Below are 12,922 nucleotides of genomic sequence, written 5' to 3'. Positions count from 1 at the left end.
CGTGGGCTAGCCGCGAACCGCGGCGGCGGGGCTGATGCCGCCGCCCGCTTCTTCCTCGCCGTTCCCACCCTGGTCGCCGTCCTGGCTGAGCCAGGCGTGCATCGGGGCCCAGTCCCCCTGTTCCACGGCCTTCCCAAGGGCGGCCTGGAAACCGGGCCGGCTGGCCTCCAGGGCCTGGCGGAGCGGACCGTTGGCCTCGGCGGCCAGTTGTGCCAGCGCCGCGTCGGGTTGGGCGGCGTCGATAATCTCGATGCTGCGCGCCGGCAGATAGAGGCCCGCTTCCGGGTCGGTGGCGCCATGCTGCTCTTGCAGCGCCGCCAGGCGTTGGTCCAGCCGGCCCAGGGCGCAGCGCAGCGCGACCGCCCCCACCGGTGCGTCCTTGGCCAGCGCGTTCAGATCCCTTGAAAGCTGCGCGCCGGCCAGCCGCAGGTAGTCACGCCGGCGTGCCGGGGCGTCCACCGCCGGGACGCTTTCGCCTCCGTCCGTGGTGGGTGTCGGGGTGGCGGCGCCGGCCTGGAAGTCCATCGCCTGACGCGGCGCGTCGGGCACCCCGGCCAGCAGCAAGCGCAGCGGCTGAAAGCCCAGCGCCACCTCGCCGTCGGCGGTGGCGCCCTGCTGCCGGCGCAGGCTGGCGGCGGTCAGTTCCAGGGCCGGGTCGTTGACGATGCCGGAATCCGGCCAGGCGGGCAGGCCGTCCACGTAGGCCGGGTAGAAAGGCCAGGCATCGAGGCGGTTCAGACGGTCCAGCTCGCCGTGCTGGCAGGCACCGGCGGCCAGCATCAGCCAGTGGCGGTTGAAGGCGCGGTACAGGCCCTCCCAGGCGCCCTGGGCGGTGGCCAGGGTGTCCTCGTCCGGTTGTTCCAGCAGGGCGGCCAGGGCCTCCCGCCAGGCCTGGTGCTGTTCGTCCAGGGCGCGGGCGCCGGTCGCGTCACTCAGGGTGGCGGTGGCCGGCGCGGCGAGGTCCTGGCGGCTACCCTGGTCCGGGGTGTCCGGTGCCGCCGGTTCCTGCTGCGGGGCGTCGCAGGCCGCCAGGGCCAGCGCCAGGGTCAGGCCCAGCCACCGTTTCACGACAGGGCTCCGGCGGTTTCGTCGCGCAGCGACAGAATCGGCCAGCCGCGTTCCCGGGCGGCCCGCGCCAGGGTCGGGTCCGGGTCCACCGCCACCGGGTGGTCCACTTTGCCGAGCAGGGGCAGATCGTTGTGCGAGTCACTGTAGAACCAGCTGCCCGCCAGGCTTTCGCCGTGGGCGTCGAGCCAGTGGCCGAGGCGCTCCACCTTGCCTTCGCGGTAGCTGGGCACGCCGGCCACCCGGCCGGTGTAGAGGCCGTCGCCGTCCCGCTCCGCCCGGGTGGCGATCAGGTGTGGCACGCCCAGGCGCTCGGCGATTGGCGCGGTGATGAAATCATTGGTGGCGGTGATGATCATCAGGGTGTGACCGCGTTCGCGATGGTCGGCCACCAGCGCTTCGGCGCGAGGCAGCCAGAGGGCGTCGATAACCTCCTCCATGAAGGCCTGGCGCAGAGCATCCAGCTCTTCCAGCGGGCGCTTCTTGAGTTCCGAGAGCACGAACTCCTGATAGGCCAGGATGTCCAGACTGCCGTCCAGGTAGTCCTGATAGAAGCGGTCGTTGGCCGCCTGGTAGCGCTCGGCGTCCACCTCGCCGCGGCGGACCAGAAAATCCCCCCACTGGTGGTCGGAATCGCCGGCGATCAGCGTATTGTCGAGGTCAAAAATGGCCAGTGTCATCGCAGCAACTCCCGGTATTCGCGTGCGCGCCGTAGCTTACCAGAGCGGCCCGTGGTTGGCAGTCGATTGATCGGCGCCGGGCCGACAAGGTTTAATGGGAGCATTGCGCGCCTGTACGGCTGGGCTTGGCGATTTCTCGCCCGCCCCGTGCCGCGCCATGGGATTGAAGGCAATGACAGGCATCATCGACGAGAAAGGATATCGGCTTAACGTTGGCATCGTGATCGCCGGCCCGGATGGCCGGGTGTTCTGGGGCCGCCGCATCGGCAACCGGGATGCCTGGCAGTTTCCCCAGGGCGGCATGATGCCCGGCGAAAGCCCCGAGGACACCCTGTTCAGGGAACTGGAAGAGGAAACCGGCCTGTTGCGCGAGCACGTCAGTGTGCTCGCCACCACCGAGGGCTGGCTCACCTACCGTTTGCCGCGCCGCTTCCTGCGCCCGCCGCGTAACCGCCCGGTGTGCATCGGACAGCGCCAGAAGTGGTTTTTGTTGCGGCTCGACGCCGCCGATGAAGCCATTGATCTGGCTCGTTCACCGGCGCCGGAATTTCAGGACTGGCGGTGGGTAAACTACTGGTACCCGATCCGCAAGGTGGTGCACTTCAAGCGTGGCGTCTATGCCCGGGCGCTGCGCGAGTTGGCACCGGCCTTACGTGGCCGCCGCTAGCGGCCATCCCGATCACAAAGGAGAATATCGCCCATGCTCGACACCCTGCGGCGCATCGTGCAGGAAGTGAACAACGCGCCGGACATCCGCTCCGCCCTGGACCTGATGGCCCAGCGGGTGCGCGATGCCATGGGCACCGAGGTGTGTTCCATTTATTTGCGTGACAACACCGAGGAGCGTTACGTGCTGATGGCCTCCGAAGGCCTCAAGCGCGAGGCGGTGGGGCGGGTCAGCCTGGGTTTTTCCGAAGGTCTGGTGGGGCAGGTAGGGCTGCGTGAGGAGCCGATCAACCTGGAAGACGCCTTTGCCCACCCCAAGTTCCATTATCTGGCGGAGACCGGCGAGGACCCGTTCCATGCCTTCCTGGGCGTGCCGGTGATGCACCATGGCAAGGTGCTGGGCATCCTGGTGGTGCAGCAGCGCGACGCCCGCCGCTTCGACCAGAGCGAGGAAGCTTTCCTGATCACCATTTCCGCCCAGTTGTCGGCGGTGATCGCCCATGCCCATGCCTCCGGCGTACTGTTCGAACAGCTCGATGCCCACGAGGACCTGCCCAGTTTCCATGATGGCCAGCCCGGCGCTTCCGGCGCGGCCATCGGCACCGGCGTGCTGTTGTTTCCGGAGGCGGATCTGTCCGCGGTGCCGGACCGGGAACCGGAGGACATCAGCGCCGAGATCGCCCTGCTCGACGAAGCCCTGGTGCGGGTGCGCCAGGAAATCCGCGACCTGGCGGAGCGGGCCAAAACCACCCTGGGCGCCGAGGAGCAGGCTCTGTTCGATGTGTACCTGCGCATGCTCGACCGCCATGCCCTGCCCGCCGAGGTGGTGGCCAGGATTCGCGAGGGCCAGTGGGCCCAGGGCGCCCTGCGCACGGTGGTGGACGCCCATGTGCACAACTTCGAGATGATGGACGATCCCTACCTGCGGGAGCGGGCCGCCGATGTGCGCGACCTGGGGCGGCGGGTCCTGGGGCAGCTGCAAAGCCGCAGCCGGCGCCGTATCACCTTCCCGGAGCACTGCATCCTGCTGGGTGACGACGTGTCCGCGCCGATGCTCATGGAGCTGCCCCAGGAGAACATCGTCGGCATCGCCACCACGCGCGGCTCGCGCAACTCGCACATGGCCATCGTGGCGCGGGCCATGGGCATTCCCACCGTGGTGGGCGCGCAGAATCTGCCGCTCAAGAAGCTGGATGGCAAGGAACTGATCGTCGATGGCTTTCGCGGCCGCGTGATCGCCAACGCCTCGGCGGAACTCAAGGAGCAGTTCCAGGAAATCATCGCCGAGGAACGCCACCTGCAGGCGGGCCTGGAAAAACTCCGCGACCTGCCGGCGCAAACCGAGGACGGCGAGCGCATTCGTTTGCAGGTGAACACCGGTCTGATGACGGACATCAACCGCTCCATCGAGCGTGGCGCGGAAGGCGTCGGCCTGTACCGCACCGAGATTCCCTTCATGGTGCGCGACCGCTTTCCTTCGGAGGAAGAGCAGCGTTTGATTTACCGCGAGCAGCTGTCCGCCTTCGCCCCGCACCCGGTGACCATGCGCACCCTGGACGTGGGCGGCGACAAGGCGCTCAGTTACTTCCCCATCGAGGAGGAAAACCCGTTCCTCGGCTGGCGCGGCATCCGCCTGACCCTGGACCACCCGGAAATCTTCATCGTGCAGGTGCGCGCCATGCTCAAGGCCGCCGAGGGGCTGGATAACCTGCGCATCATGCTGCCCATGATCACCAGCGTGATCGAGGCCGAGGAAGCCCAGCACCTGATCCACCGGGCCTGGCTGGAAGTGCGCGAGGAAGGGGTGGACGTGGCGATGCCCCCGGTGGGCGTGATGATCGAGGTGCCCGCCTCGGTGTACCAGGCCCGGGCCCTGGCCCAGCGGGTCGATTTTCTGTCCGTGGGCACCAACGACCTGACCCAGTATCTGCTGGCGGTGGATCGTAATAACCGGCAGGTGTCCGACCTCTACAACTCCTGCCATCCGGCGGTGCTGCACGCCCTGCTGCATGTGGTCGAGCAGGCCCACGAGGAGGGCAAGCCGGTGTCGGTGTGTGGCGAAATGGCCGGCGACCCGAGTACCGCCCTGCTGTTGCTGGCCATGGGCTACGACACCCTGTCCATGAACGCCTCCAACCTGCTGCGGGTGAAGGCGGCGGTGCGTCAGGTGAACATGGGCTTCCTGCGCCAGTTGCTCAACGAGGTGCTGGCCATGGACAACGGCGAGGTGATCGCTTCCTACCTGGACCTGCAGCTCACCAAGGTGGGCCTGGGCGACCTGATCCGCCACCGCAAGGCCGCCTGAAAGAACCGCCGCCCGGCCGCTCCTACGGAGAACCGGCGCTGTAGCGTGGCGGGCCGTCGGGATTGCCGTCCGGGCGCCAGCTTTGTTCCGCCATTTCCGGCTCGCCGTGGGCGTGCAGTTTCACCGCCGAGCTGGCGCGGGTGCCGTACTCCGGGGATTGAATGAACACCGGCGCCACCAGGCGCTCCAGGGCCAGGTTCACGCCGGTATCCGGCAACGCTGAATCCGGCGGCTGGTGGCGATCGTTCACCACCTCGAGCAGCGCACCCAGGTCGGCGCCCCCGGCGATGGCCGCCGTCAGCCGTGCCTTGCCGCGCTCCACCTTGGGCCAGGGGTCGTCCAGCAGACCGTTGGACAGCCCGTGCACGCCCGGCGCCACCGCCCGGGGCGGCGCGCCCCGGTTGCTCAGATACCAGAGCGCCTGGCGGTCCCCCACCAGCAGGTTGAAGCCGGCGTAATGGTGCTGGTGTTCAGTCAGGGCCCGGCAGAACGCTTCCGGGGTGTCCTCGCTTTCCAGGAAGGCGCTGGGCAGCAGGCCCCGGGACAGCTCGCCGTCGCCACGCTCGGCCACCGGCTCCCGGAAATTGGTGATCACCGCGAAACGCCCGGCCCGGTGGATGCCCAGCCAGGTGCCGCCGGCCCGGCGGTCCAGGCCATGGAAGACCTGGCCGCGCCAGCGCGCCGGCTCCGTGGGACGGGCGTGGAATTCATCCCGGTTGGCGGCCACGGTAAGGGGCGTGTCGGCGCCGGGGCGCCACTCGAACAGCACGATGCACATAAGGAGACTTCGCTGGATAGGACAGGATCAAAACGGCCTGCTAGCATAACCGCCATTTCCGGCAGGGGACATCCATGACGCTAGTGCTGATCTGCGCCCTGATCGGGCTCGCCGCCGGCCTGATGGGCGGCGCCCTGGGCCTGGGCGGCGGCGTGGTGATCGTGCCGCCGCTGATTTACCTGTTCCATGGTCGTGGCTTCGACGAGGCGATCGTGGCGCAAATGGCGGTGGGCACCTCCCTGGCGACCATCATCGTTACCGCGCTCAGCTCCGTGCGCGCTCACCATAAAGCCGGCTATGTGCGCTGGCCGGTGGCCGGGCGGCTGGCCGGGGGCATCGTGGTAGGGGCACTGATCGGCGCGGTGGTCGCCGACCGCCTGTCCGGCGTGGCCCTGACCCGGCTGTTCGGCTTTTTCGCCATCGTCATCGCGCTGCAGATGCTGCTGCGCCGTCCGGCGGCGACCCCGGTGGGCGAGGACCTGCCGGAACGGCTGCCCGGCACCGGCGGGCTGGCCGCCGCCGGTGGGCTGATCGGTGGTATTTCCAGCCTGTTCGGCATTGGCGGCGGTTCGCTGACGGTGCCGTTTTTGTCCTGGTGCCGCCTGCCGATGCAGAACGCGGTGGCGATCTCCGCCGCCTGCGGGCTGCCCATCGCCCTGGCCGGCAGTCTGGGATTCGTGATCACTGGCTGGGGGCGGTCGGAATTGCCGCCCTGGAGCCTGGGATATGTGTACTTGCCGGCCGCCCTGGCCATCGTGGTGACCAGTTTTCCGATGGCCAAGGTGGGCGCGCGGCTCAGCCACCGCCTGCCCTCGGCCCTGTTGCGACGTATCTTCGCGCTGTTCCTGATCGCCATCGGTCTGGAGCTGCTATTGTGAGTGGCCGCCGGCCCTGACGGAGTAAAGGCATGGAGTTTCCCCGTATCGATCCGGTGGCGCTGGCCATCGGCCCCCTGCAGATTCACTGGTATGGCCTGATGTACCTGGTGGGTTTCGTGGGGGGCTGGTGGCTGCTGCGCCATCGCGCCGGTCGCCCGGACAGCGGCTGGACCCGGGAGCAGGTCAGCGACCTGGTGTTCTACGTGGCGCTGGGGGTGATCCTCGGCGGTCGGGTCGGCTATGTGCTGTTCTATAATTTCGGCAAGTTCCTGGACGACCCGCTGTGGCTGTTCGAGATCTGGACCGGCGGCATGAGTTTCCACGGCGGCGCCCTGGGCGTGCTGGTGGCGTTCTGGCTGCTGGCGCGCAAATTCGGCAAGCGTTATTTCAGCGTCGCCGACTACGCCGTGCCGGTGGTCCCGATCGGTTTGGGCGCCGGTCGCCTGGGTAACTTTATCAACGGCGAGTTGTGGGGCCACCCGGCGGATGTACCCTGGGCCATGGTCTTTCCCGCCGATCCCATGGGCGTGCCGCGCCACCCTTCGCAGCTCTATGAATTCCTGCTCGAGGGTGTGGTGCTGTTCCTGGTGCTGTGGTTCTATTCCGCCCGCCCGCGCGCGGCGGGCGCCGTCACCGGGCTGTTTGGCCTGGGCTATGGGCTGGCCCGCACCTTCGTGGAGTTTTTCCGCGAGCCCGACGCGCACATCGGCTACCTGGCCGGCGGCTGGCTGACCATGGGCATGCTGCTCAGCATCCCGATGATCATCCTCGGCGCCGCCCTGATGTTCTGGGCCTACCGGCACGATGACCGGGCGGCCCCGGCAAGGAAGTAATGGCATGAAGCAATACCTGGACCTGCTCCGCACCGCCCGTTATGAGGGCGTGATCAAGGGCGATCGCACCGGCACCGGCACCCGTGCCCTGTTCGGCCACCAGATGCGTTTCAATCTGGCCCACGGTTTCCCGCTGGTGACCACCAAGAAAGTGCATCTGAAATCCATCATCCATGAGCTGCTGTGGTTCCTGTCCGGTGACACCAATATCGGCTACCTGAAGGAAAACGGCGTCAGCATCTGGGATGAATGGGCCACCGAGGACGGTGATCTGGGGCCGGTGTACGGTGAGCAGTGGCGTTGCTGGCCCACCGCCGATGGCGCCGTCATCGACCAGATCGATGAGGTACTCGCCGAGATTCGCCGCAACCCGGATTCCCGCCGCCTGGTGGTGAGCGCCTGGAACCCGGCGGTGCTGCCGGACCCGCGCCTGTCGCCCAGGGAGAACGCGGCCATGGGGCGGCAGGCGCTGCCACCGTGTCACTGTCTGTTCCAATTCTATGTGGCCGACGGCAAGCTCAGTTGTCAGCTTTACCAGCGCAGTGGCGACATCTTTCTCGGCGTGCCCTTCAATATCGCCTCCTACGCACTGCTGACGCTGATGATCGCCCAGGTTTGCGATCTGCGGCCCGGTGATTTCGTGCATACCCTGGGGGACGCCCATCTCTACAGCAATCACCTGGAGCAGGCGGATCGGCAACTGGCCCGCGAACCCCGGCCGTTGCCACGCATGAAGCTCAACCCGGCGGTGAAGGACCTGTATGCGTTCCGCTATGAGGATTTCACCCTGGAAGGCTACGATCCACACTCGCACATCAAGGCGCCGGTCGCGGTCTGACCGCTGTCGGCCACGAGGAGACCCAATGAGCATTCGTCTGGCGATGATGGCCGCCAAGGCCAGCAATAACGTCATCGGCCGCGACAACAAACTGCCCTGGTACCTGCCCAACGACCTCAAGTACTTCAAGCAGGTCACCCTGGGAAAACCCATCGTCATGGGCCGCAACACCTGGGAATCGCTGAAACGGCCTCTGCCGGGGCGTACCAATATCGTGATCAGCCGCCAGCCGGACTACCAGGCGGAAGGCGCGAAGGTGGTGGAGACTCTGGACCAGGCGTTGGAGCTGGCCGGGCACGTTGCCCACATCGATGGCCAGGATGAAGTAGTGGTGATCGGTGGTGCGCAGATTTACGCCCTGGCGCTGCCCCGGGCGGATCGGCTCTACCTCACCGAAGTGCACGCCGAGGTGCCCGGCGACACCTATTTTCCGGTGCTGGACGCGGCGCAATGGCGGGAAATCGGTCGGGATGATTTCCAGGCCGAAGGGCCCAACCCCTACGATTATTCCTTCGTGATTTACCAGCGCGCCTGAACGGCGCGCCCGTTCACGACAATCCCTTGCTGTCGCGAATGTCCTCGGCAATGCGCATAAGCAATCGCCGCCGCGACGGCGTCAGCGCGGAAACGATGCTGATCAGCTCGCGGGTTTCCTTGTCGAAGGCGCTGGCCGGGTCGCGGAGATGGGGCGTTCTGGAACGCCCCTCCAGTTCCTCGAACAGCTCGGTGAGCGACATCTCCAGGGCCGCGCACAGGCGCCCCAGACGCTGCACGGACACGTCCTGACGGTTGCGTTCGATGCGCGACAGATTGCCCGCGTCCGTACCGGCCCGGTACGCCACCTCTTCGAGGGTTTCTTCCCGGCGCTGGCGCCGTTCCTTGAGAATGCCACCTATATCCATGCTGATAAGTGTCGGTAGCCGCTCTGGCGCCCTCAATGTGTTAATTGCAACCGTGCAAATCACGGTTTGTGCTTATAGGCAATATGACGTGGCCGCCCCTTGAAATCGTGCAAGGGCGGACGCCCGTTACTCCTTGCCGGGCGCCAGGCGCGCGGTGAACGACACCTGCAGACGGTCGCCGGAGGTCAGTTCCAGCCCGCCGCCGGAGGCGCCGTTGTAGTCCGCCGCCACATCGCCGACATGGTGGCCCCGGCGGCGCTCCAGGCGGCGCACGAACTCTTCCGGCTTCCAGTTCAGGGCATCGCACAGAGCGAGCATGCGGGGCACGCTGAGCTGCTGCTCGTTGCGTTCGATGCGTGACAAATTGCCCGGATCGGTGTGTGCCCGGGAGGCGACCTGTTTGAGGGTCTTGCCTTGTTGAAGACGGCGTTCGCGCAGAAGGCCGCCGATGTCGAGATCCTTGGTCATGGTTATGTCCTTTCCTTGAGTGGTGAGGGGCGAGACCGGAAATCCGGTCTGCGCTCTGGGTTTTTGTAGTCTTCCGGCTGCAAAATAGCAAGAATTTTCCATTGCTATTGTGCCAAATTGTATGATTTGATTTTTGCAATGCAAATGGAAAATGACAAAACCATGGATGAACGGACATTCTGGCCGGTCCCGGGGGAGGGGCTGGAGCCTTTGGCGCTGGCGGACCCGGGCGGTGATCACGACGAGGGCGATTACGCCTTCATCTGGCCGGGCAAGGCGGCGGCCCGGGCCGGGATCCGGGCGCCGGCACGGGGCGTGCTGCGCGCGCTGCCGGAGCATTCCCTGCGCTTCGAGGATGCGCCCCACTCGGTGATCGAGGGCGATAACCTGGTGGTGCTGAGGAGCCTGCGCGCCGCCTATCAGGGCCGGGTGAAGATGATCTACATCGATCCGCCCTACAACACCGGCCGTGATTTTCTCTACCCGGATAACTACCGCGATGGCGCCGGCGCCCACCCGGACGGGCGTTACCACGGGCGCTGGCTGAGCATGATGTACCCGCGCCTGGCCCTGGCCCGGGAGCTGCTGAGCGAGGACGGTGTGCTGTTCGTCAGCATCGACGACCACGAGGTCCATGTGCTGCGTCTGGTGCTCGACGAGCTGTTCGGTTCGCGTAACTTCGTGGCCATGTTCCCCTGGCAGTCGCGCACTTCCCGACAGAACGATACCGATCTGTGCGTGCAGCACGAATACGTGCTCGCCTATGCCCGCCGGCGCCGTGCCCGGCTGCGTCGCCTGAAACCGGATAACCAGGCCCTCTGGTATCGTGAGCCGGGTTTCGCCGCCTACCCCGAGCCGGTGAAAAGCGATCGCTACCGCAACCCGGACAACGACCCGCGTGGCCCCTGGAAAGCGGACCCCTTCGATGCCCCCAATCGCCGGCCACGGCTGACCTACCCGATCCGCAATCCGCACACCGGCGAGGAGTTCTGGCCACCTCCGGGCCGCTGCTGGCGCACCGGGCCCGAGCGCTTTGAAGCATTACGCGCGGACGGGCGCATCGTGTTCGGGCGCAGTGGCCGGGCCCGCCCGCAACTGAAAGTGTTCCTGGAGGAAAAGCGCGCTTTCGGCGAGGTGGCCGCCACCTGGCTGGATGGTGTCACCTTCGGCACCGCCACCGGAGGCACCCGGGAACTGCAGGCGCTGTTCGACGGCGAGGTGCCGTTCGCCTATCCCAAGCCCACGGCGTTGTTGCGTTTCCTGTTGCGGCTGGCCACCGGGCCGGATGATCTGGTGCTGGATTTCTTCGCCGGCAGTGGCGCCACCGGGCAGGCGGTGCTGGCGCAGAACCTGGAGGACGGTGGCCGCCGTCGTTGCCTGCTGGTGCAGCTACCGGAGCCCACCGGTGATTCGCGTTGGCCGACCATCGCCGATCTGACCCGGGAGCGGCTGCGCCGGGCCGCCGTGGCGCTGGGTAGCGAGGAGGGCTTTCGAGTCTGGCGGCATGCCCCGACGCGACCGGCTCGTCCGGACCCCTGGCACTGGTTGCCGGAACTGGGGCTGCCCCTGGATACGCGGTTGCGCGCGGTGCCACTGGGCGCGATCACCGCCCACGCCCTGGAACATGAGGGCCGGCGCTGGCTGTTGGTTGCCTCGGAGGCACTGGAGGAAGCGGAGCAGGACGCGCTGCTGGCGCGGGACATGGACGTGCTGGTGCTGTCGCGGCGGGCGCTGACGGCGGCGGTGGACTTCCGGCGCCGCCTGGAGGCGTTTCCCGAGACCCGCCGTCCGGAGCTCAAGACCGTGCCCGCCTGAGCGGGTAGCGCGCCGGCTCAGTCCCGGGCCGGCGCCGCCGGCGGCTCGTCCGCCAGGGTCCAGAAGCGGAAGGCCACCACGTTCACCAGGGTCGCCAGCAGGCCCGTGATCAGGCCGGTGACCAGCAAGGTGCCGGCGTTTTCGCCGAGCAGCCCGATCACCAGGCTGTTGACCACCGCCGCCAGCGCGAACACCAGCAGGCCGGACAGTACCAGGTTCAGCAGCAGTGGCCACTGGCAGGCCGATGACCGCTCGAAGGCTGACTGCAAGGATTGCAGCGGCCCTTCGTTACGCAGCAACAGCCGGAAAGGCGAGAAGCAGAGGCGGGCATAGATCCACAACGCCGGGAAGAACAGCAGCATCCACCCCACCGATACCGCCAGGGCCATCATGAAGTAGGTGGCCAGCAGGAACGGGAATCGCGCCAGCGCCGGTAGCACACAGGCGAGCAGCCCGCGCGGGCGGCCATGCTGAATGCTGGCCAGTTGCACGATCAGGGCGCCTTCGGCGAGCGGACGGATCAGCAGCAGCAACGCCATGCTCAGCGCGTTGAACCCCACCACCTTGCCGTCGGCGCCGTTGACGATCACCGGCCCCAGCAGCCATTGCAGGGCTTCACCGAGCAGCGTGAACGGGGCACTGACCAGAAACAGGGCGGCCAGATGGCGGCGCCAGAAATAGAGGGATTCCTTGAGACGTTGCAGGATCATGGCGGGGTACCTTGCGCGAACCGCCGACACCATACGTCAGCCGCCGGGCCTTGACCAGCGCCGCGGCGCGACGCTGGCCCGCCCGGTCACCACCAGTACTTGCCCCAGTTTTCCGGGTTCGCCCAGAAGCGAGGGTTGTTCCAGGAACGCCGGAAGTTGTAGCTGTCCAGGTCGTAGCTGTAGATATCCAGTTCGCGGCCTTCCTGGGCGAAGTGGCCTTCCTCCCGGCAGCCCAGGGCGAGGAAGCCGTTGTGTGCCCAGCGCAGTTTCTCCGGCGCCAGACGCGGCTGATACACCGCGACGATGGAATCGGTGTGCAGGTTGCGCAGCAGGCCCAGCAGGGCCTCGCCATCGCGGCGGCTCATGTACTCAAGCTGATCGGCGACCACGGCCATGTCCACCCGCTGGATGCGTTCCAGTTCGTCGAACGGATTCAACTCCTGAATATGGATGAGTTCGCAATCGTGGTCCCGGGCCCAGTGTTCGGCCACCGGCACCGGATTGAGGCTGAGGGTCAGCAGGCTTTTCGGCTGGTGGCTGTCGAGAATGGCCGCCAGCTTTTCCTGCGGCGTTTCAATGGCGTTGGAAGCAATGGCTGTATTCATGGCTTTCAGTCTAGGGCGGTTAAGGAAGGACCTCCAGGCCCGGCCATCGGGAATAGGCCGCCTTTTGGCTGTGACGCTGTTAAAAATTGTTTGCCACGAGGGTCACAAGGGCGTTGACGGTATCGATTTAACTAATGATAATGATTCTCAAATACATTTAAGGAGAAATGTCATGTCCCAAGGCACCCTGACCCGCGCGCACAATCCCGCCCTGGCCAGCCGCCGGCCCGCCGGTCGTCGCATCGCCATCGCCGACGACAGCAGCGTGGCCAGCCGGGCACTGCTTAACCAGGACGGCAAGCTGTGGATCGAGCACGGTGGCGAGCGCTACCTGCTGCGGCGCACCGCCAACGACCGGCTGATCCTGACCAAATAAAAC

General features: G+C 66.7%; 15 protein-coding genes. 8 read left to right on the top strand and 7 right to left on the bottom strand.

What is annotated here, in order from left to right:
- Positions 1-6: 6 nt before the first annotated feature.
- Together JF515_RS09205 and JF515_RS09200 are read right to left on the bottom strand one after the other, a co-directional pair.
- Complete coding sequence (locus JF515_RS09205; RefSeq protein WP_203103451.1) at positions 7-1,068, bottom strand: hypothetical protein; 1,062 nt, start codon at positions 1,066-1,068, stop codon at positions 7-9.
- Positions 1,065-1,745, bottom strand: coding sequence for an HAD family hydrolase (locus tag JF515_RS09200; RefSeq protein WP_203103449.1), 681 nt, complete (start codon positions 1,743-1,745; stop codon positions 1,065-1,067). Before JF515_RS09200 ends, JF515_RS09205 begins: the two co-directional genes overlap by 4 nt.
- 172 nt (positions 1,746-1,917) lie before the next feature.
- Between JF515_RS09200 and JF515_RS09195 the strand changes: the two genes are divergently transcribed.
- Together JF515_RS09195 and ptsP are read left to right on the top strand one after the other, a co-directional pair.
- Positions 1,918-2,412: an RNA pyrophosphohydrolase gene (locus JF515_RS09195; RefSeq protein ID WP_238400948.1), complete on the top strand. Its 495-nt coding sequence runs from the start codon at positions 1,918-1,920 to the stop codon at positions 2,410-2,412.
- Positions 2,413-2,445: 33 nt separating this feature from the next.
- A complete protein-coding gene (ptsP, locus tag JF515_RS09190) occupies positions 2,446-4,716 on the top strand; it encodes a phosphoenolpyruvate--protein phosphotransferase (RefSeq protein ID WP_203103447.1) in 2,271 nt (756 codons plus the stop codon).
- Between the two features lie 22 nt (positions 4,717-4,738).
- On the opposite strand, the gene JF515_RS09185 is transcribed toward ptsP, so the two are convergent.
- Positions 4,739-5,494: an NRDE family protein gene (locus JF515_RS09185; RefSeq protein ID WP_203103445.1), complete on the bottom strand. Its 756-nt coding sequence runs from the start codon at positions 5,492-5,494 to the stop codon at positions 4,739-4,741.
- Between the two features lie 74 nt (positions 5,495-5,568).
- Here JF515_RS09185 and JF515_RS09180 point away from each other — a divergent pair, with 74 nt between their 5' ends.
- The 4 genes from JF515_RS09180 to JF515_RS09165 are packed head-to-tail and all read left to right on the top strand — an operon-like array spanning position 5,569 to position 8,578.
- On the top strand, positions 5,569-6,372 hold the full coding sequence (locus tag JF515_RS09180) for a sulfite exporter TauE/SafE family protein (protein ID WP_203103443.1): 804 nt from the start codon (positions 5,569-5,571) through the stop codon (positions 6,370-6,372).
- Between the two features lie 29 nt (positions 6,373-6,401).
- Positions 6,402-7,205 (top strand): prolipoprotein diacylglyceryl transferase, encoded by an 804-nt coding sequence (gene lgt, locus JF515_RS09175; RefSeq protein ID WP_203103441.1) that lies wholly within the window; start codon positions 6,402-6,404, stop codon positions 7,203-7,205.
- 4 nt (positions 7,206-7,209) lie between these two features.
- Positions 7,210-8,043, top strand: coding sequence for a thymidylate synthase (locus tag JF515_RS09170; protein ID WP_203103439.1), 834 nt, complete (start codon positions 7,210-7,212; stop codon positions 8,041-8,043).
- Between the two features lie 25 nt (positions 8,044-8,068).
- Entirely contained in the window at positions 8,069-8,578 is a 510-nt protein-coding gene (locus JF515_RS09165) for a dihydrofolate reductase (RefSeq protein WP_203103437.1), read from the top strand.
- 13 nt (positions 8,579-8,591) lie between these two features.
- Here the strand turns inward: JF515_RS09165 and JF515_RS09160 are convergent, their stop codons facing one another.
- A complete protein-coding gene (locus JF515_RS09160; protein WP_203103435.1) occupies positions 8,592-8,945 on the bottom strand; it encodes a helix-turn-helix domain-containing protein in 354 nt (117 codons plus the stop codon).
- Between the two features lie 126 nt (positions 8,946-9,071).
- Complete coding sequence (locus JF515_RS09155) at positions 9,072-9,413, bottom strand: helix-turn-helix domain-containing protein (RefSeq protein ID WP_203103433.1); 342 nt, start codon at positions 9,411-9,413, stop codon at positions 9,072-9,074.
- A 162-nt stretch (positions 9,414-9,575) separates the two neighbouring features.
- Here JF515_RS09155 and JF515_RS09150 point away from each other — a divergent pair, with 162 nt between their 5' ends.
- A complete protein-coding gene (locus tag JF515_RS09150) occupies positions 9,576-11,228 on the top strand; it encodes a site-specific DNA-methyltransferase (protein WP_203103431.1) in 1,653 nt (550 codons plus the stop codon).
- Between the two features lie 17 nt (positions 11,229-11,245).
- Here the strand turns inward: JF515_RS09150 and JF515_RS09145 are convergent, their stop codons facing one another.
- On the bottom strand, positions 11,246-11,938 hold the full coding sequence (locus JF515_RS09145; RefSeq protein ID WP_203103429.1) for a hypothetical protein: 693 nt from the start codon (positions 11,936-11,938) through the stop codon (positions 11,246-11,248).
- A gap of 86 nt (positions 11,939-12,024) precedes the next feature.
- On the bottom strand, positions 12,025-12,543 hold the full coding sequence (locus JF515_RS09140; protein ID WP_203103427.1) for a DUF6231 family protein: 519 nt from the start codon (positions 12,541-12,543) through the stop codon (positions 12,025-12,027).
- A gap of 172 nt (positions 12,544-12,715) precedes the next feature.
- Between JF515_RS09140 and JF515_RS09135 the strand changes: the two genes are divergently transcribed.
- The gene (locus JF515_RS09135; RefSeq protein ID WP_203103425.1) at positions 12,716-12,919 is read left to right on the top strand and encodes a hemin uptake protein HemP; all 204 of its coding nucleotides are present in this window, start codon (positions 12,716-12,718) and stop codon (positions 12,917-12,919) included.
- Positions 12,920-12,922: the final 3 nt, after the last annotated feature.

Source organism: Alloalcanivorax marinus (assembly GCF_016785095.1).
GTDB lineage: Bacteria > Pseudomonadota > Gammaproteobacteria > Pseudomonadales > Alcanivoracaceae > Alloalcanivorax > Alloalcanivorax marinus_A.
The sequence above is the reverse complement of the archived record's forward strand: the minus strand, read 5'-3'. Positions and strand labels throughout refer to the sequence as shown.